This is a genomic window from Devosia geojensis, assembly GCF_000969415.1.
Taxonomy (GTDB): Bacteria; Pseudomonadota; Alphaproteobacteria; order Rhizobiales; family Devosiaceae; genus Devosia; species Devosia geojensis.
This window is the reverse complement of record NZ_JZEX01000039.1, coordinates 26,236-46,639: the sequence shown is the minus strand read 5'-3', so window position 1 is coordinate 46,639 and position 20,404 is coordinate 26,236. Positions and strand designations below refer to the sequence as shown.

The window sequence follows — 20,404 nt, the reverse complement described above, 5'->3', positions numbered from 1 at the left end:
ACCGCGAGCCGCTTGAGTGCCAAAAACCATGCCGAACTGGGCGAAATGTCGCCTTTGGGCGCAATTTTGAGGGTCTTGGCGTGGCACGCTCCTCCTATCTCTTCACCTCCGAGTCCGTTTCCGAGGGTCATCCGGACAAGGTCTGCGACCGCATTTCCGATGAGATCGTCGACCTCATCTTCAAGGAAGCCAAGAAGACCGGCATGGATCCGGCCCAGGTTCGCATCGCCTGCGAGACGCTGGCGACCACCAACCGTGTCGTCATCGCAGGCGAGGTGCGGGTGCCCGAAACGCTGCTGAAGAAGGACAAGGACGGCAAGGTCCTCAAGGACGCGGCCGGGAACCCGGTGGTCAATCCGGCCAAGTTCAAGTCCACCGCCCGCAAGGCCATCCGCGCCATCGGTTACGAGCAGACCGGCTTCCACTGGAAGACCTGCCGCATCGACGTGCTGCTGCATGGCCAGTCCGCCGACATCGCGCGCGGTGTCGACGAGGCCGGCAACAAGGACGTGGGCGCCGGCGACCAGGGCATCATGTTCGGCTATGCCGCGCGCGAGACGCCCGAGCTCCTGCCCGCCCCGATCTACTATGCCCACAAGATCCTTTCGGTCTTGACCGATGCGCGCAAGGCCAACAACGGGCCGGCGGGCGTGCTCGGCCCCGATGCCAAGAGCCAGGTGACGGTCAAGTACGAGAACGGCGTGCCGGTCGGCGTCACCCAGATCGTGCTTTCGACCCAGCATCTCGACGAGAACCTGACTTCCGCAGACGTGCGCAGGATCGTCGAGCCCTATATCCGCGAGGCCTTGCCGCAGGGCTGGATTTCCGACGAGACCATCTGGCACATAAACCCGACCGGCAAGTTCGTCGTCGGCGGGCCGGATGGCGACGCGGGCCTCACCGGCCGCAAGATCATCGTCGACACCTATGGCGGCGCGGCCCCCCATGGCGGCGGCGCTTTCTCGGGCAAGGACCCGACCAAGGTCGACCGTTCGGCGGCCTATGCGGCGCGCTACCTCGCCAAGAACGTCGTCGCCGCCGGCCTTGCCGACCGCGCCACCATCCAGCTTTCCTACGCCATCGGCGTTGCCCAGCCGTTGTCGATCTATGTGGACCTCCACGGCACCGGCAAGGTCGAGGAGTCGGCTGTCGAAAAGGCCCTCGCCAAGGTGATGGACCTCACCCCGCGCGGCATCCGCACCCATCTCGACCTCAATCGCCCGATCTATGCCAAGACGTCCGCCTATGGTCATTTCGGCCGCAAGCCCGGCCGCGACGGCTCGTTCTCGTGGGAGAAGACCGACCTCGTCAGCGCGCTCAAGGCCGCGGTGAAGTAGCAGGCCTCGTTTACGCCGGAATGCAAGTTGCTTACATTCTGCCGGTACGAGACCTAAGGAGAGCCAGATGGCTGGGCCCGTGGCGAATACCCGATCGGCGCATGAAATCAGCGACCGCATCGTTTTCGACCCCCACGTTTGTGGGGGCCGACCTCATATCCGTGACACGCGCGTGCGGGTCAGCGATATCCTTGCCGCGCTCGCTCAGGGTGAAAGCGTTGCCGATATCCTCACGGATTTCCCGTACCTCGATGAGGAAGATATAAGGGCCGCCCTCCAGTATGCAGCCGGATCGGTCGACCACCTGGTGCTGACCGCTGCCTGACATGCGCTTTCTGCTCGATGCGCAACTGCCGCCGGGTCTCGTCGGCCCGCTTATGCAGGCGGGGCACGAATGCGTACATGTCACCAAGCACCTGGCGGGCGACGCCAGCGACATGGCTGTTGCCGAGCTGGCCAGCGCACTTGATGCCGTGCTCATAATCTTTCCGCGCGCGGCATCCTCAAAGTGCCGCGGGTCGGGGTCAGATGCGGCAACATACTACGCGTGGGCTCTGGGGACGTCTCGAGCCGCTGCTGTCCACCATCACCGCCGCCATCGAGGAAGGGCAGCGTGTCGTTGAGATACGATAATTTCCATGAGTGACCACCAGCTTCCCAAAACCGTCGACGGCGCGCCCCGCGCCTTTTTCGGCCGCCGCTCGGGCAAGACCCTGCACGAGGGTCAGCGTACCCTTTACGATACCCTGCTGCCCAGGCTCGCCATCCCCGAGGATGAAACGCCGGTCGACCCTAGTAAGCTCTTTCCCGCCACCAAGGCCTTCGTTCTCGAGATCGGCTATGGCGGCGGTGAACACCTGGCGCGGCAAGCCCGCGAGAACCCGGATATGGGCTTCATTGGCTGCGAGGTCTTTACCGGCGGCATTGCCAAGCTCTTGCAGGCGATCGAGCGTGACGGGCTCGTCAATGTCCGTCTTTATACCGACGATGCGCTCAAGCTGCTCCTGCGCCTGCCCGACGCGGCCTTCGAGGCGGTCTATCTCCTCTATCCCGATCCCTGGCCGAAGACCCGCCACCACAAGCGCCGCTTCGTCTCGCCGGTGACGCTTGGAGAGCTCGCCCGCGTCATCCGCCCCGGCGGCGCCTTCCACTTCGCCACCGATATCGAGGACTATGCCAACTGGACGCTGGCTCACATTCTGCGCCAGTCCGCCTTCCGGTTCGCTCCGGATCGACCGGGCGACTGGCACGAGCCCTATCCGGGCTGGCAGCCGACCCGGTACGAGCAGAAAGCCCGCCGGGAAGGGCGTCTCAAGAGCTACTATTTCAGTTTCGAGAGATGCTGAACGAGTATTGATCCTCGGCAAGATCGACGCTCGTGTGGAACTTTTTCTCGACCGAGTCTGGACCCGGTTAAGGGCAATACCCATATCAAGGATGTGGGGGCGGGGCCGTCCGTTTGCGGGCGGCGCGCCCTTTATTGTTTTGCGATGTTTGCAGTCGCGTGGCTTCGGCCGCGCAAACGTTTTTGTCCGGAGTAACCCAATGTCGAGTTCCGCCAGGCCCGCAATCCGTCATAGCCTATCCGAAGAGAGGTTGATGGTCCGGCCCAGCAAGTGGACCCTCATCGTGGTGACGAGCCTGCGGGAAGAGCGGTTGCGCTTCAACGAGTTGCGCCGCTCCATCGGCACCATATCCCAGAAGATCCTGACGACGACGCTGCGCGAGCTGGAACGGGACGGGTTCGTCAGCCGCACGCTCTACGCCACCATTCCACCCCGCGTCGAATACGAACTGACCGATCTCGGCCGGGATCTCCTCAACCTCGCCGATCAGCTCGAAGTCTTCTTTCGCGCTCACCGCGCCCAGGTCGAAGAGGCGCGCCGGCGTTTCGACGCAGCCAATCGCACGTCCGCGCGTATCGTCATTTCGCCGCTGAGCCAGGAAATCTTCTAAAGACCCTCTGAGATCGCGCCTTTGGCGCGACGTCACAGGACCCGTTGCATGCCGCCCTTTCGAGGCGGCAGGACGCCGTCGGTTTGAACCGGCGGCGTCCGTTTGCCCGGCATCGTTACAGCGTTACCGGCTGAAGCGACGTCTTGTCGAAGAACTGCATGCTCTGCGAGCCGTCCTGGTTGACGACGAACGCGCGCCACACGCCGTTCCAGTCATCGACGCCCGTGGTGGTCACGCCATTGCGGCTCAGCTCGAGCTGGGCGATCTGGGCGTCATGCAGGTAAGAACCGCTCTCGGTACCGTCGCCTGCGGTATCGGCCATGGCCGGCACGGAAACGCCGACGAGGGCGGCAGCGGTAGCAAGGGCGACAAGGGAGGTCTTGATCATTTTGGGTGTTCCTTTCTTTCGAACACCCTGGAGATGAGTATCCCCGGATTTTTGCGCAAGTGACAAAAAACTGCAATATTGCTCTTGAAGTATGTGCGTCCCTTCATAGAGTTTTTCCAAGGAAATTCAGGCTCCTAAAGGTAACCTGGTTTCCTCGGCGACACTGAGTTGCATAAGCGTTTCCATTTCCGCCGCCGGCCTTGCGACCGGTTTCCCTCAGGCTGAAAGCCAGTCGGCGATCGCCCGGCTGACCGCCTCCGGCTGCTCGATGGGCACGAAGTGTCCGGCCCCCGCGATCTCGACGTAGCGCGCACCCCTGGCGCCTGTCGCGATCTCGCGCGCTGCTTCCACGCCCGTCACCTTGTCAGCCTCCCCGACGATGACCCATGCGGGTATGTCGATGCCAGGAAGATCCGCCCGGGAATCCGCTCGTGCAAGGATCGCTTCTTGTTGGGCTATGAACATGTCGGCGCCGTTGGCGAGCGCCATGCGCCGGTGCGTGGCGCGCAGTTCCACATTGCTCAGATTGTCCGGATGCACCGCGTTCCGAAGGCGGCCGGCGGGATCGAGTCGAATTTCCCGGCCCTTGCAATGGCAATCTGGCGCAGCCGGTTCTCGCGCTGTTCGGGATTGTCGAGCCGGGCGGAGGTTGCAAGGAATGCGATCCGCTCGATCCGCTCGCGCGCCTGGCGCAGCATTTCGAAGGCGATGTAGCCGCCCATCGAATAGCCCAGCAGCGCAAAACGCGGCGGCGCATCGGCGAGGATCGCGGCGGCGATTCCGGCAATACTGCCGCCCCGCCGATGGTCGGCGATCGTCACCGGGCCGAATGCCCATGCTGCTGGTATCTGACGGCTGAAGACCTCGGCGGTGCAGTTGAGGCCGGGAACGAGAAGGACGGGCAGGGCGGTCATGTGCTACTCTTGGCAAGGAGGGGCACCGGGGTGGATAGCGCGTCCCTCGTCGGCCCGCCAGCCTGCGCGCAGGGCAGGGCGCCCGCAACCCTTGCCCTTCGCGCCAAAGCCGACTATATAACGGCTAACATCTCTGGCTTTTATGCAGAGTGGGTGCCGACCGGCCCCGCTCTTTTTTGTTACTAGAAGGACCCGATGGGCTTCGATCTCAAAGAGAAGCGCTACATCAAGGAAACAGGGCTCGAGGCGCGCATCGCCGCCATCGTCGAGCCGGTCGCCAACGACCTCGGCTTCGCGCTGGTGCGCGTCAAGGTGACGCCCGAGAACGGCGCGACGCTCCAGATCATGGCCGAGGACGAGAACGGGCGCTTTACCATCAACGATTGCGAAGCGCTCTCCAAGGACCTCTCGCCCGTCCTCGATGTGGAAGATCCGATCGACCGCGAATACCACCTCGAGGTCTCCTCGCCCGGCATCGACCGGCCGCTGGTGCGCAGGCGCGATTTCGAGACCTATATCGGCCACGAAGCCAAGGTCGAGCTCGCCGATGCCCTCGAGGGCCGCAAGCGCTTCCGCGGTCTCATCCAGGCGGTGGACGACGAGACCGTCACCATCCGTCTGCCGGATGCCCCCACGGGCACCGATCCTGATCATCGTCTGCCGCTGACGATGCTCGCCGAAGCCAAACTGGTCATGACCGACGCCTTGATGGAAAAGGCGCGTAAGGATCAGGAACTCAATCCCATCGACGACGAGGACACCGAGGTCGTCGAATATGAAGAAGACGAATCCTCCGAGGAGTTGAACTGAAATGGCCGTTAGCGCGAACAGGCTGGAACTGCTGCAGATTGCGGACGCCGTCGCCCGCGAGAAATCGATCGACCGCATGGTCGTGATCGAGGCCATGCAGGACGCCATCGAGAAGGCCGCCAAGGCCCGCTATGGCGCCGAGACCGAGATCAAGGCCGAGATCAACCCGCGTTCGGGCGAATTGCGCATGTGGCGCCTCCTCGAGATCGTCGACGAGGTCGAGGAGCCCTCCCGCCAGGTCAACCTCAAATACGCCCAGTCCAAGAACGGCAACGCCAAGATCGGCGACTTCCTGACCGAGCCGCTGCCGCCCATCGAATTCGGCCGCATCGCCGCCCAGTCGGCCAAGCAGGTGATCGTGCAGAAGGTGCGCGACGCCGAGCGCGACCGCATGTACGAGGAATATTCCGGCCGCATTGGCGAGATCGTCAACGGCACGGTCAAGCGCGTCGAATACGGCAACGTCATCGTCGACCTCGGCCGTGGCGAAGGCATCATCCGCCGCGACGAGCTGATTCCGCGCGAGCAGTTCCGCTACGGCGACCGCGTGCGCGCCTATATCTATGACGTGCGCCGTGAACAGCGGGGCCCGCAGATCTTCCTCTCGCGCACGCACCCGCAGTTCATGGCCAAGCTCTTCATGCAGGAAGTGCCCGAGATCTACGACGGCATCATCACCATCCGCTCGATCGCGCGCGATCCGGGCAGCCGCGCCAAGATCGCCGTGACCTCGTCGGATTCTTCGATCGATCCGGTCGGCGCGTGCGTGGGTATGCGCGGCAGCCGTGTGCAGGCGGTCGTCGGCGAGTTGCAGGGCGAAAAGATCGACATCATTCCCTGGACCGACAACATCGCCGATCTCGTCGTCTCGGCGCTGCAGCCGGCCGATGTCGCCAAGGTTGTGCTCGACGAGCAGGCCGAACGCATCGAGGTCGTGGTGCCCGACGAGCAGCTTTCGCTCGCCATCGGTCGGCGCGGCCAGAACGTGCGGCTGGCCAGCCAGCTCATCGGCTGGGACATCGATATCCTGACCGAACAGGAGGAGTCCGAGCGCCGCCAGAAGGAATTCACCGAGCGTTCGGCTCTCTTCATGGAGGCCCTTGACGTCGACGAGATGGTTGCCCAGCTATTGGCTTCCGAAGGCTTTTCCTCGGTCGAGGAGCTCGCCTATATCGAACTCGACGAAATCGCTTCGATCGAAGGGTTCGATGAGGAGACCGCGGCCGAAATCCAGAACCGCGCCGTCGAATATCTCGCCGAGATCGATCGCAAGTTCGACGAAGAGCGCGTGGCGCTCGGCGTCGAGGACGAGCTCTACGAGATTTCCGGCCTGACCGCCGCCATGCTCGTGGCGCTCGGCAAGGAAGACATCAAGACGGTCGAGGACTTCGCCGGCTGTGCGGCCGACGATCTCGTCGGCTGGACCGAACGCAAGGACGGTGAGCTCAAGCGCTTCGAGGGCACCTTCAAGGATTTCCCCGTGTCGCGCGAGGAAGCCGAGGAGATGATCCTGCAGGCCCGCCTCAAGGCCGGCTGGATCACCGAGGACGAGCTCGCCCAGCAGCAGGGTGAGGCTGGCGACGAAGAGGCGGCGGTCTAGGAGCCTGGCCCGAGCGGAGGGCGTTGTTCATGCCCCGAAGCGAGGCGACCACCAGGCTCTGTGCCCTGACGCGGACCGAAAAGCCGGTCACGGATCTCATCCGGTTCGTGCTCGGCCCCGACGGCACCATAGTGCCCGACACCGAGGCGCGCGCTGAGGGGCGGGGCGTCTGGATCACCCTCGGGCGCGAGGCAGTAGCAGAGGCTTCAAGAAAGAAGGTCTTCGCGCGCAGCCTCAAGGCCGAGGTCAAGGTGCCCGACGATCTTGCGGGTCTGACGCACCTGCGGCTCGAGCAGCGCTTTGCCGCTGCGCTTGCCATGGCGCGCAAGGCCGGCCAGCTCGTCACCGGCGCCGGCAAGGTCAAGGCGGCGATCGAGTCGGGCGATATCCTCGCGCTCATTACCGCGAGCGACGCGGCCGAGGATGGGCGCAACAAGATGGCCCAGGCCCGGCGGGCCTTGGAATACGCGGCCGAAGAGGCTGGAGAAACGGCATTTACCGTGCCGCATCTCGAATTGCTAAGTTCGGACCAATTGGGTTTGGCACTTGGCCTGGAAAATGTGATACATGCTGCCCTCACGACTGGGGCGGCAGCCCAATCGGCGTTGGACAAGGGCCTGAGGCTGGTCCGCTACGACGCCTAAACCCGGGTAGAGACGACACCGGCGCCGATAGGGCGGAGGGGTCGATCTTTGCCGTAAATGAAATAGAGACGCGAATTTCATGGCTGATAACGACGACAAGCGCACCGACGACACTTCCGGCGCTGGCGGCAAGAAGACGCTGACACTGAAGGGCGGTCCCGGTCTCGGGAACCGTCCCGGCATGTCGCGCTCGTCGCGCACGGTCGTTGTCGAGAAGCGCACCCGCCGCGTGCCGACCCCTGGTGCGCCCGGTGGCCCGGGACAGCGTCCGCAGGGTGCCGGCGCGCCCGGGCAGTCGGGCCGTCCGCAAGGTGGCCGGCCCATGCAGCAGCGCGCGCCCGGCGGTGGCCTTTCGGCCGCCGAGGCCGAAGCGCGCCGCGTCGCGCTGCGCGAGGCGGCTGCCCGCCAGGCCGAGGACCAGGAACGGTTCGCTGCCGACGAGGCCCGCCGCATCGAGGAAGAGGCCCGTCGCCGGCAACTGCGCGAAGAAGCCGAGCGCCAGGAAGAGGAGCGCCGCCGCGCCGCCGAAACAGAGGCGCAGGCTGCCTCTCCTGCGGCTCCCGCCGAAGCTTCGGCTGCGCCTGCCGCGGCCGAACCGGCCGAGGACGCTCAGCGTCCGGGCGGTCCTAAGTCCGTGCGTTTCGTTTCCGGCCGTCCCGGCCAGCAGAACCGTCCGCCTCCGCGCCGCGAGGCTCCGGCTCGTCCGGGCGCCGATGCGCGTCCGGCCGGCGAGCGCCGGCCTGCGGGCGAGCGCCGCACCAGCAGCGGGGGCATGGCGCCCATCGCCAACGTGCCGCCGGCCCCGCCCAGCGAAGCGGATGGACGCCGCACCCGCACCGCCGCGCCCGTCAACCGTGCTTCGGTCACCGAGGCCGAGCTCGAGAACGCTCGCCGCGCCTCTCGCGGGGTGGAGCGTCCTGCCCGTCGTTCGGGCGAGGAAAGCGGGCGCGCGCGCCTGACCGTCGTCAACGCAGGCGCCGAGAGCGATCGCGACCGCGGTCCTTCTCTCGCCGCCATGCGCCGCCGCCGCGATAAGAAGATGGGCCGCAACCAGGTTGCCCAGCCGAAATTGAGCCGCGAGGTGATCATTCCGGACGCCATTACCGTCCAGGAGCTGGCCAATCGCATGGCCGAGCGCGCGGTCGACGTCATCAAGATCCTCATGGCCCAGGGCCAGATGGCCAAGATCAACGATGTGATCGACTCCGATACCGCCGAGCTCATCGCCATCGAACTCGGCCACACGGTCAAGCGCGTTTCGGAAGCCGACGTCGAGGAAGGCCTGTTCGACGTTCCCTCGCAGGACAATCCGTCGGACCTCAAGCCGCGCCCGCCGGTCGTGACCATCATGGGCCACGTCGACCACGGCAAGACCTCGCTGCTCGATGCCATCCGCCACGCCAACGTCGTCTCGGGCGAAGCCGGCGGCATCACCCAGCACATCGGTGCTTATCAGGTCGCGCAAGGCGGCCAGAAGATCACCTTCCTCGACACCCCGGGCCACGAGGCGTTCACCGCCATGCGCGCCCGCGGCGCCCAGGCGACGGACATCGCCGTACTGGTGGTGGCCGCCGACGATGGCGTCATGCCGCAGACCATCGAGTCGATCAAACACGCCAAGGCCGCGAACGTGCCGATCATCGTTGCCATCAACAAGATCGACAAGCCGGCGGCCGATCCGAACCGGGTGCGCACCGAGCTCCTCCAGCATGAGGTGTTCGTGGAAACCATGGGCGGCGACGTGCTCGACGTCGAGGTGTCGGCCCATACCAAGCAGGGCCTCGACAAGCTGCTCGAAACCATCCTGCTGCAGGCCGAGGTGCTCGAGCTCAAGGCCGCCCCGGACGGGCGCGCCGAGGGCCTCGTCATCGAGGCCAAGCTCGATCGCGGCCGCGGTGCGGTGGCGACGGTCCTCGTCCAGCGCGGAACGTTGCGGGTCGGCGACATCCTCGTAGCCGGCACCGAATTCGCGCGCGTGCGCGCGCTCATCAACGACAAGGGCGAGCAGGTCAAGGAAGCGGCGCCCTCGACGCCGGTCGAGGTCCTCGGCTTCAACGGCGTGCCTTCGGCCGGCGACCGCTTCTCGGTGGTCGAGAGCGAGGCGCGCGCCCGCGAGGTGACCGAGTACCGTCAGCGCCAGATCCGCGAGCGCACCGCCGGCGGCGGCGCCACCAGCCTCGAGCAGATGATGAACCAGCTCAAGGCCTCGGGCATCGCCAAGTTCCCGCTGATCATCAAGGGCGACGTGCAGGGTTCGGTCGAGGCGATTGTGGCCTCGCTCGAAAAGCTCGGCACCGAGGAAGTCTCCGCCCAAATCCTGCACCAGGGCGTGGGCGGCATCACCGAGTCCGATGTGACGCTGGCGACCGCGTCCAGCGCCATCATCATCGGCTTCAACGTACGCGCCAACAAGCAGGCCGCCGAGCTCGCCACCCGCGAAGGCATCGAGATCCGCTACTACAACATCATCTACGACCTGGTGGATGACGTGAAGTCGGCGATGTCGGGCCTGCTGGCGCCCGAGCGGCGCGAGACCTTCATCGGCTACGCCGAGATCCTGGAGGTGTTCAACATCTCCAAGGTCGGCAGGGTCGCCGGTTGCCGCGTCACCGACGGTATCGTCGAGCGCGGTGCGGGCGTGCGCCTCCTGCGCGAGAACGTCGTCGTCCACGAAGGCAAGCTGAAGACCCTCAAGCGCTTCAAGGACGAGGTCAAGGAAGTCCAGTCGGGCCAGGAGTGCGGCATGGCCTTCGAGAACTACGAGGATATCCGCGCCGGCGACGTCATCGAATGCTTCCGCGTCGAGACGGTGCAGCGGACACTCTAGTCCTGCAACTTCCCGGGAACTCAAAACCCCCGCGCAATCCCTGCGCGGGGGTTTCTGCTTCTGGAGACCTTTCAGGATGCTCCGCGCCACATGCGGAGGAACCGATGGACGTCGGCGGCAGCTCGCAGCGTTTCTCTAGCCGCTTTTGTGTCCACGTTCGACAAGGTGCCGGCCGGTCAGCGAGTGAGCGGCGTGGACGAGGTCCGCTGGCACGCCTTCGAACACCACCGCGCCCCCGTCATGACCGGCGCCCGGCCCCAGATCGATCACCCAGTCGGCCCTGGAGATCACGTCAAGGTTGTGCTCGATGACGATGACGGTCGAGCCCTGGTCGACCAGCCGGTCGAAGAGGCCGATGAGCGTGTCGACGTCGTTCATGTGCAAGCCCGTGGTCGGCTCGTCGAGCACGTAGATATTGCCCTTCTTGCCGAGCTCGGCGGCGAGCTTCAGGCGTTGCCGCTCGCCCCCCGAGAGTGTCGAGAGCGGCTGGCCTAGGGTGAGGTAGCCGAGCCCCACGTCCTCGAGACCCTTGAGAATCTTGGCTATGGCCGGCTCGGAAAAGAACGCGCAGGCGTCGGTCACCGCGAACTCGTAGACGTCGCTGATGGATTTGCCGCGCAGGTCGTAGGCCAGCACCTCCTCGGTGAAGCGTTTGCCCTCGCATGTCTCGCAGGTCGTCACCATCGGGTCGAGGTGCGCGAGGTCGGTATAGATCACACCCAAACCGTTGCAGTCGGGGCACGCGCCCTTTGAGTTGGCCGAGAACAGCGAAGCCTCGACAGTGTTGGCCTTGGCGAAGGCCTTGCGCACATGGTCGAGGATACCGGTATAGGTCGCGGTGTTGGAGCGGCGCGAGCCGCGGTTGAGGTTCTGGTCGATGATGACGGTCTCGGCGTAGGCCTTGGGCAGGCATCCCTGGATCAGCGAAGATTTTCCGGATCCTGCGACCCCGGTGACGGCCGTCAGCACGCCGCGCGGTATCGAAACAGTGACGTCCCTGAGGTTGTTGAGGATTGCGTTGCGGATCTCTAGCGCGCCATCGGGTTTGCGCACCGTCTCCTTGATCGGCTGGTATTTGCGCATGTGGTTGCCGGTCAGCGTGCCCGAGGTCAGCAGGCCGGCGTAATCGCCTTGGTAGACCACTTCACCGCCTTTCGAGCCGGCGAACGGGCCCATGTCCACCACATGGTCGGCGATGGCGATCATGTCCGGCTTGTGCTCGACGATCAGCACGGTGTTGCCCTTGTCACGCAGTTGCTGCATGAGCCCCGCCAGCCGCCCGACATCGTGTGGATGCAGCCCGACGCTCGGTTCGTCGAAGACATAGGTGATGTCGGTGAGCGAAGAACCGAGGTGCCGCACCATCTTGACCCGCTGGCTCTCGCCTCCGGAGAGGGTCGAGCTTTCGCGGTCGAGGCTGAGATAGCCGAGGCCGATGGTGATGAGATTCTCGAGCCGCGCCGCCAGAGCATCAAGCATGGGCCCGACCGACGCCGCCTCGATCGAGCGGATGAATGGCGCGAGATCCGAGACCTGCATGGCCGAGCAATCGGCGATCGACTTGCCTTCGATCCGGCTCGAAAGCGCGGCAGCATTGAGCCGTGCGCCCGCGCAGGCCGGGCAGGTCTTGCGGGTGAAGATGCGGTCGTATTCGACCCGCACATGCGGTTGCAGGCCCTCCGGGTCCTTGCTGCCAAGCCCCTTCTTCAGCTTGACGACGATGCCCTCATAGGTGAGGCCGATCTTGCCCACCTTGATCTTGCGGCCGTCGTCGAGGTTGAAGAGGTTCTCGCGCTCCTCCCGCGTGTACTGGCGGATGGGCTTGTCCATGTCGAAGAGGCCGGAATTCTTGTAGATCTCCCAGTACCAGGTATCGACGGCATAGTCCTTGGGCAGGAGCGCGCCTTCGTTGAGCGATTTGCTTTCGTCGACCACCGCGTCCATGTCCATGGCGGCCACCTGGCCGATGCCTTCGCACTCCGGGCACATTCCGCGCGGGTCGTTGTAGGAATATAGGTTCGGCGAGCCGAGGTGCGGCTGCCCGAGGCGCGAGAAGAGGACGCGCAGCATCTGCGCCGCGTCGGTAACGGTGGCGACGGTCGAGCGGGAATTGCCGCCGAGCCGCTGCTGGTCGACGATGATGGCGGCCGAGATGTTCTGCAGCGAATCCGCGTCCGGCTGTCCGTAATGCGGCATGAACTGCTGCACGAAGGCAGGATAGGTCTCGTTGATGAGGCGCTGGCTCTCGGCCGCTATCGTTCCGAAGACCAGCGAGGATTTGCCCGAGCCGGACACGCCAGTGAAGACGGTGATCGCGCGCTTGGGGATATCGAGCGAGACGTTCTTGAGGTTGTTTTCCCGAGCGCCGCGGATTTCGATGGAGCCGTAGAGCGTGTCCGACATGGATCTTCCTGAAAATTGGGGAACCGGCAGCGGAGGACGTGCCGGAAGGAGTGACTAGAGAGAGGCCCGCTTGATGACCCGCGAGCCGACAGCCAGCCCGACGATCAGCACGGCTACGACCACCAGCGTACCGTTGAGCGCGGCGGGCGTGAAGAACTCGCCGACGAACAGCGCCCGCTCGGCCTCAACCACATAAGTGAGGGGATTGAACCGCGAGGCGGTGTAGAGCCAGCCGGGCGCCATCTCCATCGGCAGCAGCACGCCTCCGAGCAGCATCAGCGGCAGCGCCACCGACTGGCTGACCATGTAGAACATCGAGGTGTCGTCCTTGGCGGCGACCGCCAGCGCATAGGAGAGCGCCGCGACGCCAACCCCGAAGAGGCCGAGGAGCACGAGCCCGTAGAGCATCTCGAGTGGAAAGAGCTGCAGTCCAAAGGGGATGGCGATGATGATCATCACCACCGCCTGAAAGACCAGCGGGAAGAGCTCCTTCAGCGCCCGGCCTATCAGCAGCGCCGGCCGGCTCATGGGTGTCGCGAGGAACCGTTCGAGCACGCCAGAGAGCAGTTCCTCGGTCAGGCTCCAGCCGACCATCGCCGTGCCAAAGAGCGTGAGCATGACGATCATGCCCGGTATGAACCATTGCAGCGGGGAGGGACCGTCGATCCCGATGCCGCCGAGCAGCGGCACGAAAAGTCCGATATAGAGAAGCGGCTGCACCAGCCCGAAGGCGAGCCACACCCAACCGGAAACAAGAGGCTTCATTTCACGCGCGAACGAGGTCCATACGTCAGCTACGAATGTCATTTCGGTTCTCCCTGCCAAGCGCATTTTCAGGATGTGATGATCAAGCGACGGCGGTTTCGCGCAGCGACCGGCCGGTGAGGCCCAGGAACACGTCATCCAGCGTCGGGCGCTTGACCGAGGCGGTCGCAACCTGCGCCCCGACCTCGTGCAGGCGGCGGATGAATTCGGGCAGGATCGCCTCGCCCTCGCCGACGGTCACGGTCACCGCGTGGCCCGAGACCTCGGTCTCGCGGGCGCCAGGCAGGTTGGCGGCCATGCCCGCGGCCTGCTGGGCCTCCGCCGTGCTCGTCAGCCGCACCATGATGCGGTCGCCGGCGAGGTCCGCCTTCAGTCGCTCTGGCGTGTCGTCGGCGATGAGCCGGCCATTGTCCATGATCATCACCCGCTCGGCCATGGTGTCGGCCTCGTCGAGATAGTGGGTGGTGAGGAAGATGGTCATCCCCGTCTGCTTGCGCAGCTTCAGGATATGTTCCCAGAGGTTGGCGCGGCTGTGCGGATCGAGGCCTGTGCTCGGCTCGTCGAGAAAGAGGATCCTGGGTTCGTGCATCAGCCCCAGCGCCACGTCCAGCCGCCGCTTCTGCCCGCCCGAAAGCGTCGAGCCGATCCGCTCCTCGAGGCCCTTCAACTCCAACATCTCGATGAGTTCGCCCGCGCGCCGTCTGGCCGTCGCCGCGTCCATGCGCTGCGCCCGGCCTTGCGTCAGCAGTTCGTCGCGCACCTTGTAGTATTGGCCTGCGCCGCTTCCCTGCCCGACATAGCCGATCTGCCGGCGCACCGCCGCCGGGTCGACGATCACATCGATGCCCCCGACATTGGCCGAGCCCGAGGTCGGCGGCAGCAGCGTCGTCAGCATGCGCACCGACGTCGATTTGCCGGCCCCGTTGGGTCCGAGGAACGCCACGAGCTCGCCCTCGGCGACATCGAGGGAAAGGCCGCGTACCGCCTCGACCGGGCCTGCTTTGGTCTTGAAGGTTCTAACGAGGTCTCGGGCATGGATCATGGCTGGCGCTCCCTTGGGCTTGACGCGGGCACACTCGCCCAACCCTCCTGACATGTCGTGTCAGCAGGCTGGATTTCGACAAAGCTCGACAATTCCGCGCACAGGTCTTATATAATCCTGTGCAGCGTACAAAGTTTAGCAAAACTGCGTGCGGTGTAAAGAGTTATTTTCGGGAGACGACATGTCCGAAGAGATCGCCGGCCGGGGCGACCCGTTGAAGGTCCTGCACCTGCTCTGGGGCAAGGATGAAGGCGGTCGGCGCGGACCCAAGCCCAAGGCACGGCTGGAGGACATCATCGCCGCCGCGATCGCAATCGCTGATACCGAAGGGCTCGCCGCCGTCAGCACCCGCCGCGTCGCCGAAGCCGTCGGCATCTCGCCCATGTCCTTCTATACCTACATTCCCGGCAAGGCCGAGCTCCTCGATCTGATGCTCGATGCCGCCGCCGGCGATCCCGAGGGCAAACAGGCTCCCGCGTTCGAGCCGCACGCCTGGCGCGATAATCTCACCTGGGTCGCCCGCTCCTACCGCGATCATTTCCTGCGCCATCCCTGGCTGCTCGAGCTCTACACGCATCGCCCGGTGCTCGGCCCCAACACGCTCCTCGGCTACGAGGTCGCCCTCAGCGCCGTCGACGGTCTCGGTCTCGACGAGGTCGAGATGGACATGTGCGTGACGCTGATGGCCAACTATGTCTACGGTGCCGTGCGCGACGTCGCCCGCAGCCGCCGGGTCAAGGAACTGACCGGCCTGACCGACGACGAGTGGTGGATGACGATCGAGCCTTTTCTCGAGACGATCGATTTCTCGTCCTATCCCGTCTCCTCGCGCATCGGCCCCGTTGTCGGCGAGGAGTACGGCCTCGGCGATCCGGACCGCGCCTTCGCCTTTGGCCTCGAACGCATCCTCGAGGGCATCGGTCTGTTGATCGAGCGCAAGGCAAGGGGCCCCCGCTGAGCGCGATCGGCTAAGCACGATGTATCACCCTCCCCTTAAGGGGAGGGCGGCTCCCGAAGCAGGGCGGGTGGGGCTGGTCCGCTGGCGCGGATAACCGCCGTACCAACAGGGGAGAGGAGGTTCATCCTCCCAGGAACTCGGCGATTACCGCTCCGACGACATGCGGGTCGTATTCATGGCTCTGTCCGGAGAGCGTCTTGCGGCTGGCATTGGGTAACCCCCTGGCCACCCAGTCGGCGCCTGATTTCATGAACGGAAAGCTCGCGTCGCCGTCGACCACCAGCACGGGCATGCGGGCTTTGGCCCAGCGGTCGGGGTAGCGGTCGCCGTCGGTCGCCTCGGCAAGGACGCGGTAATCGTGCTCGAGCGTCAGGCCCACCGCCTCGTAAGCCGGCCATGCCGGGCTCTGCTGGAAGCCCTCGATCGCCTCGGGCGGCATGCCGACGCCGGCCATGAACTTGGCCATCATGTCGCCCGCCCGTCCCTCGGCCGCGAGCGCCGCCATCTCGGCATGCTCTTTCCAGGAGGTTTCCGAACTCTGCTCGACATCGATGGGCGGCTCGTACATCACCACGCCCGTCACCTTGTCGCCGAGTACGGCGGCCGCCTCGAGCGCGAGCACCGCTCCCGAAGACATGCCGAAGAGTGCGGCGCGCCCGCCATGGACGTCGATCAAAGCTTCGATGTCCTCGATTTCGCGGGCGACCGCATAGGGCGGCGTATCGCCCGATTCACCGCGCCCGCGCCGGTCGAAGTTGATGACGGTAAAACGGTCGGCCAGCACTCCGGCCATGACGGGCGTGGTCTCGTCGACCCCGCGATACTGCGTGGCACCGGCAACGAGGATCAGCGCCGGGCCGCTCCCCTTGCTGTCATAGCCGATGGCGGTTCCATCTTTGGAAGTGACCTTGGGCATGCGCGCTCTCCCTGCCGTTGCTGTCGTTCCTGGTTACGACGAAGCAGCAGGGAGCGAATCGACAGGAAGGGCGAAAATTGCGAGCCGGCGTGATGCTCCTACTGGAGCACCACCACCCGGGCGCCCGACGGTACGCGCTCGTAGAGGTCTATGATGTCCTGGTTCATCAGGCGGATGCAGCCCGAGGAGACATTGGTGCCGATGGTATAGGGCTCGCGCGTGCCGTGAATGCGGAAATGCGTGTCGCGGCCGCCGCGGTAGAGGTAGAGCGCGCGTGCGCCCAGCGGGTTGTCGATGCCGCCTTCGAGGCCGTTGCGGTACGGCCCGTAGCGATCCGGCTCCCGCCGGATCATGTTGGCCGTCGGCGTCCAGCGCGGCCACTGGGCCTTGCGCCCGATCCGGGCCGTGCCCCTGAATTGCAGCGCCTCCTCGCGCCCGACGCCGACGCCGTAGCGCATTGCCTTGCCGCCGGGCTGTACGAGATAGAGGAACCGGTTGGGGGTATCGACGACGATGGTGCCGGGCGGCTCCGAAGTGGAGTACGAGACCTCCTGCCGCCAGAACTGCGAATCAATGCGTCTGAGGTCGACGGCCGGCACCGGGAACGGCTCATTGGGCATAGGGCCGTACATCGACAGGTAGCGCCGGTCGATCACGTATTCATGCACTTGCGGGCCACGGGCGGAACTGGCGCAGCCGGCCAGAGCAATGGGCAGGCCGAGCATGAAGAGACGGCGGTTTATCAAGACGAATCCCTGGAAATTTTCAGCAATGGCAAGGAGCTAAGCCGAGGTTTGCACGCCTGTCGAGTGCAAGCGGGCAACGGATAGCAAGGAAAATTGGTTCCTCGCGCCCAAGTGAACGTTTCTGCCTGTTGCAGAAAAGAAAAAGCCCGGATCGCAAATCCGGGCCTTTTGATTCGAAGTCGAAGGAACTTTATTCGGCCGCCGTTTCGGCGCGTTCCTTTTCCTTGCCGGTCTCCTGGTCGACGACCTTCATGGAGAGGCGCACCTTGCCGCGCTCATCGAACCCGAGGAGCTTGACCCAAACCTTGTCGCCTTCCTTGACGACGTCGGTCGTCTTGGCGACGCGCTGGTCGGCGAGCTGGCTGATGTGCACCAGCCCGTCCTTGGCACCGAAGAAGTTGACGAAGGCGCCGAAGTCGGCGGTCTTGACGACGGTGCCCTGGTAGATCTCGCCTATTTCCGGTTCGTCGGTGATCGAGCGGATCCACTTGACCGCGGCTTCGATCTGCTTGCCATCGCTGGAGGCGACCTTGACGGTGCCGTCGTCCTCGATGTTGATCTTGGCGCCGGTCTTCTCGACGATCTCGCGGATCACCTTGCCGCCCGTACCGATCACTTCGCGGATCTTGTCGGTCGGGATCTTGAAGCTCTCGATGCGCGGGGCGAACTCGCCCACTTCCTCGCGGCTCGAGGTGATGGCCTTGGCCATTTCCCCGAGGATGTGCATGCGCCCGTCCTTGGCCTGGTCGAGGGCGATCTTCATGATCTCCTCGGTGATGCCGGCGATCTTGATGTCCATCTGCAGGCTGGTGACGCCGCTTTCGGTGCCGGCCACCTTGAAGTCCATGTCGCCCAGGTGATCCTCGTCGCCGAGGATGTCGGAGAGCACGGCGAACTTCTCGTCCTCGAGGATGAGGCCCATGGCGATGCCCGCCACAGGGCGCTTCATCGGCACGCCCGCGTCCATCAGGGCAAGCGAGGTGCCGCAGACGGTCGCCATCGAGGACGAGCCGTTGGACTCGGTGATCTCGGAGACGACGCGGATGGTGTACGGGAACTCCTCGACCGAGGGACGGATCGGGTTGATCGCGCGCCAGGCGAGCTTGCCGTGGCCGATCTCGCGGCGTCCGGGCGAGCCCATGCGGCCGGCTTCACCCACCGAATAGGGGGGGAAGTTGTAGTGCAGGAGGAAGTTTTCCTTCTTGGTGCCCTCGAGCGAGTCGACGAACTGCTCGTCTTCGCCGGTGCCGAGGGTCGCCACCACCAGCGCCTGCGTCTCGCCGCGTGTGAAGAGCGCCGAGCCGTGGGTGCGCGGCAGCACGCCGACTTCCGAGACGATCGGGCGCACGGTCTTCAGGTCGCGCCCGTCGATGCGGTAGCCGGTGTCGAGAACGTTCCAGCGCACGATCTTGGCCTGCAGGCTCTTGAACACGGCGCCGACGTCCTCGGCGGAGATCGAGCCGGCCTCGATGCGCGCGCCGTAGAATTCCTTGACCTTGTCCTTGGCGGCGTCGACCGCGGCGTACCGGTCTTCCTTCTTGGTGATCTTATAGGCGGCCCTGAGGTCCGCCTCGATGAATGCGAGCATCTCGGCCTCGATGGCCGAGAAGTCCTCGGGCTCGAAATCGCGCGGTTCCTTAGCGGCGAGCTCGGCGAGCTTGATGATCGCCTCGATCACCTTGCGGCTCTGCTCGTGGCCGAACATCACGGCGCCGAGCATGACGTCCTCGGAAAGCTCCTGAGCTTCCGATTCCACCATCAGAACGGCGTCTTCGGTGCCCGCCATCACCAGGTCGAGCTTGCTGTCGGCGCGGCGGTCGACGGCAAGGTTGAGGACGTATTCGCCGTCGACATAGCCGACGCGCGCCGCCCCGATCGGGCCCATGAACGGGATGCCCGAGATGGTGAGCGCGGCCGAGGCCGCCACCATCGACAGGACATCCGGGTTGTTCTCCATGTCATGCTGGAGAACGGTGACGATGACTTGCGTCTCGTTCTTGTAGCCTTCCGGGAAGAGCGGGCGGATCGGCCGGTCGATGAGGCGCGAGACCAGGGTCTCGTTCTCGGTCGGGCGGCCTTCGCGCTTGAAGTAGCCGCCCGGGATCTTGCCGGCGGCGAAGTACTTTTCCTGGTAGTTGACGGTCAGGGGGAAGAAGTCCTGGCCGGGCTTGGGGGACTTGGCCGAAACCACCGTAGCGAGCACGACGGTCTCGCGGAGCGTTGCGAGAACCGCTCCGTCCGCCTGGCGGGCCATCTTGCCCGTTTCGAGCGTCAGCGGCTGGCCGCCCCAGTTGAGTTCTACCTTGTGATGATCGAACATCTTTTATCGTCTTTCATGTCTGCCCGCACGCGCGGCTTGTGCAGGGCGTAGGCCTGCATGCGCGTCCGGTGTGCCCGCCCGGCCCCGCACCCCATGTGCGTGGGCAGGCTTGAAGGGCACCGTTACGGCCCGGCGGCCGGAACATGAGCAAGACGACGAGACGCTCCCAGAAAATCACCATGCCCGGGCCTGAGGGCCGAATGGGCAATTCCGAGAGCGGCCAATGATCCTGCCATGCTCCGTACTCTCTGACGCGGACCTTAAGTCCGCGCTGCCGGTTCTACGCGGCTTCATCCGGAACCCGGATGGAAAAGATGCGGGAGCCGGACCGGCCCCCGCATCGTAGTTTCGTTGCCGTCTAGCGGCGCAGGCCCAGCTTTTCGATGAGGACCTTGTAACGGGCTTCGTCGGTGCGCTTGACGTAGTCGAGCAGGCGCCGGCGGAGCGAAACCAGCTTCAGGAGGCCACGCCGGGAGTGATTGTCCTTGGTGTGGGTCTTGAAGTGTTCAGTGAGGTTGGCAATGCGCTCCGACAGGATCGCGACCTGGACTTCGGGCGAGCCGGTGTCGTCCTTCTTGGTCGCATATTCCTTGATCAGGGCGGCCTTGCGGTCCGCTGCAATCGACATCGGGTTATCCTTTCGGGAAAGAGGATCGAGCCGCCCCGGCCGGGATGTCGTCCAGGCGGGGCCACGATGGCTTCTGCTTTAGGAGCAGGAAGCGTGCGCGCGATATACGCAAGTTTCGCCCTGAAGGCCAGAAGTTTTCTCTTTCGGCCA

The 20,404-nt window shown here is 64.9% G+C and carries 20 protein-coding genes; 10 read left to right on the top strand and 10 right to left on the bottom strand.

The features are described from left to right. The first annotated feature begins 80 nt into the window (after positions 1–80). From metK to VE25_RS02425, 5 genes are all read left to right on the top strand, one after another. The gene (gene metK, locus VE25_RS02440) at positions 81–1,337 is read left to right on the top strand and encodes a methionine adenosyltransferase (protein WP_046106995.1); all 1,257 of its coding nucleotides are present in this window, start codon (positions 81–83) and stop codon (positions 1,335–1,337) included. A 67-nt stretch (positions 1,338–1,404) separates the two neighbouring features. Beyond that, positions 1,405–1,662 carry a DUF433 domain-containing protein gene (locus VE25_RS02435; protein ID WP_201776031.1) on the top strand — a complete coding sequence of 86 codons (258 nt, stop codon included), beginning with the start codon at positions 1,405–1,407 and terminating at the stop codon, positions 1,660–1,662. A 1-nt stretch (position 1,663) separates the two neighbouring features. Beyond that, the gene (locus VE25_RS23665; RefSeq protein ID WP_160299941.1) at positions 1,664–1,960 is read left to right on the top strand and encodes a DUF5615 family PIN-like protein; all 297 of its coding nucleotides are present in this window, start codon (positions 1,664–1,666) and stop codon (positions 1,958–1,960) included. A gap of 15 nt (positions 1,961–1,975) precedes the next feature. Further along, positions 1,976–2,683, top strand: coding sequence for a tRNA (guanosine(46)-N7)-methyltransferase TrmB (trmB, locus tag VE25_RS02430; protein ID WP_046106994.1), 708 nt, complete (start codon positions 1,976–1,978; stop codon positions 2,681–2,683). A 253-nt stretch (positions 2,684–2,936) separates the two neighbouring features. Next, the gene (locus VE25_RS02425) at positions 2,937–3,293 is read left to right on the top strand and encodes a winged helix-turn-helix transcriptional regulator (protein ID WP_046106993.1); all 357 of its coding nucleotides are present in this window, start codon (positions 2,937–2,939) and stop codon (positions 3,291–3,293) included. A gap of 115 nt (positions 3,294–3,408) precedes the next feature. Here VE25_RS02425 and VE25_RS02420 read toward each other — a convergent pair whose 3' ends face one another. The 3 genes from VE25_RS02420 to VE25_RS21620 all read right to left on the bottom strand — a co-directional run bounded on the left by VE25_RS02420 (position 3,409) and on the right by VE25_RS21620 (position 4,595). Continuing rightward, a complete protein-coding gene (locus VE25_RS02420) occupies positions 3,409–3,681 on the bottom strand; it encodes a hypothetical protein (RefSeq protein WP_046106992.1) in 273 nt (90 codons plus the stop codon). A 216-nt stretch (positions 3,682–3,897) separates the two neighbouring features. Then, positions 3,898–4,221: an alpha/beta fold hydrolase gene (locus VE25_RS21625; protein ID WP_052731674.1), complete on the bottom strand. Its 324-nt coding sequence runs from the start codon at positions 4,219–4,221 to the stop codon at positions 3,898–3,900. Beyond that, positions 4,203–4,595 carry an alpha/beta hydrolase gene (locus VE25_RS21620; RefSeq protein ID WP_052731673.1) on the bottom strand — a complete coding sequence of 131 codons (393 nt, stop codon included), beginning with the start codon at positions 4,593–4,595 and terminating at the stop codon, positions 4,203–4,205. Before VE25_RS21620 ends, VE25_RS21625 begins: the two co-directional genes overlap by 19 nt. Positions 4,596–4,790: 195 nt before the next feature. Here VE25_RS21620 and rimP point away from each other — a divergent pair, with 195 nt between their 5' ends. The 4 genes from rimP (at position 4,791) to infB (ending at position 10,476) form a co-directional block, all read left to right on the top strand. Next, complete coding sequence (gene rimP, locus VE25_RS02410) at positions 4,791–5,405, top strand: ribosome maturation factor RimP (RefSeq protein WP_046106991.1); 615 nt, start codon at positions 4,791–4,793, stop codon at positions 5,403–5,405. Position 5,406: 1 nt separating this feature from the next. Then, positions 5,407–7,005: a transcription termination factor NusA gene (nusA, locus tag VE25_RS02405; RefSeq protein ID WP_046106990.1), complete on the top strand. Its 1,599-nt coding sequence runs from the start codon at positions 5,407–5,409 to the stop codon at positions 7,003–7,005. A gap of 29 nt (positions 7,006–7,034) precedes the next feature. Next, positions 7,035–7,649 (top strand): RNA-binding protein, encoded by a 615-nt coding sequence (locus VE25_RS02400; protein ID WP_046107047.1) that lies wholly within the window; start codon positions 7,035–7,037, stop codon positions 7,647–7,649. 79 nt (positions 7,650–7,728) lie between these two features. Beyond that, complete coding sequence (gene infB, locus VE25_RS02395; protein ID WP_046106989.1) at positions 7,729–10,476, top strand: translation initiation factor IF-2; 2,748 nt, start codon at positions 7,729–7,731, stop codon at positions 10,474–10,476. A 135-nt stretch (positions 10,477–10,611) separates the two neighbouring features. Here the strand turns inward: infB and VE25_RS02390 are convergent, their stop codons facing one another. From VE25_RS02390 to VE25_RS02380, 3 genes are read right to left on the bottom strand one after another with little or no spacing between them, the layout of a single operon-like run. After that, positions 10,612–12,879: an ATP-binding cassette domain-containing protein gene (locus VE25_RS02390; protein ID WP_046106988.1), complete on the bottom strand. Its 2,268-nt coding sequence runs from the start codon at positions 12,877–12,879 to the stop codon at positions 10,612–10,614. 54 nt (positions 12,880–12,933) lie between these two features. Beyond that, the gene (locus VE25_RS02385; protein ID WP_046106987.1) at positions 12,934–13,686 is read right to left on the bottom strand and encodes an ABC transporter permease; all 753 of its coding nucleotides are present in this window, start codon (positions 13,684–13,686) and stop codon (positions 12,934–12,936) included. 40 nt (positions 13,687–13,726) lie between these two features. Continuing rightward, entirely contained in the window at positions 13,727–14,686 is a 960-nt protein-coding gene (locus VE25_RS02380; protein ID WP_046106986.1) for an ATP-binding cassette domain-containing protein, read from the bottom strand. Between the two features lie 181 nt (positions 14,687–14,867). Between VE25_RS02380 and VE25_RS02375 the strand changes: the two genes are divergently transcribed. Beyond that, the gene (locus VE25_RS02375; RefSeq protein WP_046106985.1) at positions 14,868–15,644 is read left to right on the top strand and encodes a TetR/AcrR family transcriptional regulator; all 777 of its coding nucleotides are present in this window, start codon (positions 14,868–14,870) and stop codon (positions 15,642–15,644) included. Positions 15,645–15,765: 121 nt separating this feature from the next. Here VE25_RS02375 and VE25_RS02370 read toward each other — a convergent pair whose 3' ends face one another. From VE25_RS02370 to rpsO, 4 genes are all read right to left on the bottom strand, one after another. Further along, positions 15,766–16,560, bottom strand: a complete 795-nt coding sequence (locus tag VE25_RS02370) for an alpha/beta fold hydrolase (protein ID WP_046106984.1) — start codon at positions 16,558–16,560, stop codon at positions 15,766–15,768. A 98-nt stretch (positions 16,561–16,658) separates the two neighbouring features. Then, entirely contained in the window at positions 16,659–17,285 is a 627-nt protein-coding gene (locus tag VE25_RS02365) for a L,D-transpeptidase (RefSeq protein ID WP_046107046.1), read from the bottom strand. Between the two features lie 211 nt (positions 17,286–17,496). Then, positions 17,497–19,626: a polyribonucleotide nucleotidyltransferase gene (gene pnp / locus VE25_RS02360; protein WP_046106983.1), complete on the bottom strand. Its 2,130-nt coding sequence runs from the start codon at positions 19,624–19,626 to the stop codon at positions 17,497–17,499. A gap of 358 nt (positions 19,627–19,984) precedes the next feature. Continuing rightward, on the bottom strand, positions 19,985–20,254 hold the full coding sequence (rpsO, locus tag VE25_RS02355) for a 30S ribosomal protein S15 (protein ID WP_046106982.1): 270 nt from the start codon (positions 20,252–20,254) through the stop codon (positions 19,985–19,987). Positions 20,255–20,404 lie beyond the last annotated feature (150 nt).

Excerpts from the sequence above, each read along its gene's own strand:
- VE25_RS02435 (WP_201776031.1), top strand. The coding sequence starts at position 1,405 with ATGGCTGGGCCCGTGGCGAATACCCGATCGGCGCATGAAATCAGCGAC.
- VE25_RS23665 (WP_160299941.1), top strand. The coding sequence starts at position 1,664 with ATGCGCTTTCTGCTCGATGCGCAACTGCCGCCGGGTCTCGTCGGCCCG.
- trmB (WP_046106994.1), top strand. The coding sequence starts at position 1,976 with ATGAGTGACCACCAGCTTCCCAAAACCGTCGACGGCGCGCCCCGCGCC.
- VE25_RS02425 (WP_046106993.1), top strand. The coding sequence starts at position 2,937 with ATGGTCCGGCCCAGCAAGTGGACCCTCATCGTGGTGACGAGCCTGCGG.
- VE25_RS02420 (WP_046106992.1), bottom strand. The coding sequence starts at position 3,681 with ATGATCAAGACCTCCCTTGTCGCCCTTGCTACCGCTGCCGCCCTCGTC.
- VE25_RS21620 (WP_052731673.1), bottom strand. The coding sequence starts at position 4,595 with ATGACCGCCCTGCCCGTCCTTCTCGTTCCCGGCCTCAACTGCACCGCC.
- rimP (WP_046106991.1), top strand. The coding sequence starts at position 4,791 with ATGGGCTTCGATCTCAAAGAGAAGCGCTACATCAAGGAAACAGGGCTC.
- nusA (WP_046106990.1), top strand. The coding sequence starts at position 5,407 with ATGGCCGTTAGCGCGAACAGGCTGGAACTGCTGCAGATTGCGGACGCC.
- VE25_RS02400 (WP_046107047.1), top strand. The coding sequence starts at position 7,035 with ATGCCCCGAAGCGAGGCGACCACCAGGCTCTGTGCCCTGACGCGGACC.
- infB (WP_046106989.1), top strand. The coding sequence starts at position 7,729 with ATGGCTGATAACGACGACAAGCGCACCGACGACACTTCCGGCGCTGGC.
- VE25_RS02390 (WP_046106988.1), bottom strand. The coding sequence starts at position 12,879 with ATGTCGGACACGCTCTACGGCTCCATCGAAATCCGCGGCGCTCGGGAA.
- VE25_RS02385 (WP_046106987.1), bottom strand. The coding sequence starts at position 13,686 with ATGACATTCGTAGCTGACGTATGGACCTCGTTCGCGCGTGAAATGAAG.
- VE25_RS02380 (WP_046106986.1), bottom strand. The coding sequence starts at position 14,686 with ATGATCCATGCCCGAGACCTCGTTAGAACCTTCAAGACCAAAGCAGGC.
- VE25_RS02375 (WP_046106985.1), top strand. The coding sequence starts at position 14,868 with ATGTCCGAAGAGATCGCCGGCCGGGGCGACCCGTTGAAGGTCCTGCAC.
- VE25_RS02370 (WP_046106984.1), bottom strand. The coding sequence starts at position 16,560 with ATGCCCAAGGTCACTTCCAAAGATGGAACCGCCATCGGCTATGACAGC.
- VE25_RS02365 (WP_046107046.1), bottom strand. The coding sequence starts at position 17,285 with ATGCTCGGCCTGCCCATTGCTCTGGCCGGCTGCGCCAGTTCCGCCCGT.
- pnp (WP_046106983.1), bottom strand. The coding sequence starts at position 19,626 with ATGTTCGATCATCACAAGGTAGAACTCAACTGGGGCGGCCAGCCGCTG.
- rpsO (WP_046106982.1), bottom strand. The coding sequence starts at position 20,254 with ATGTCGATTGCAGCGGACCGCAAGGCCGCCCTGATCAAGGAATATGCG.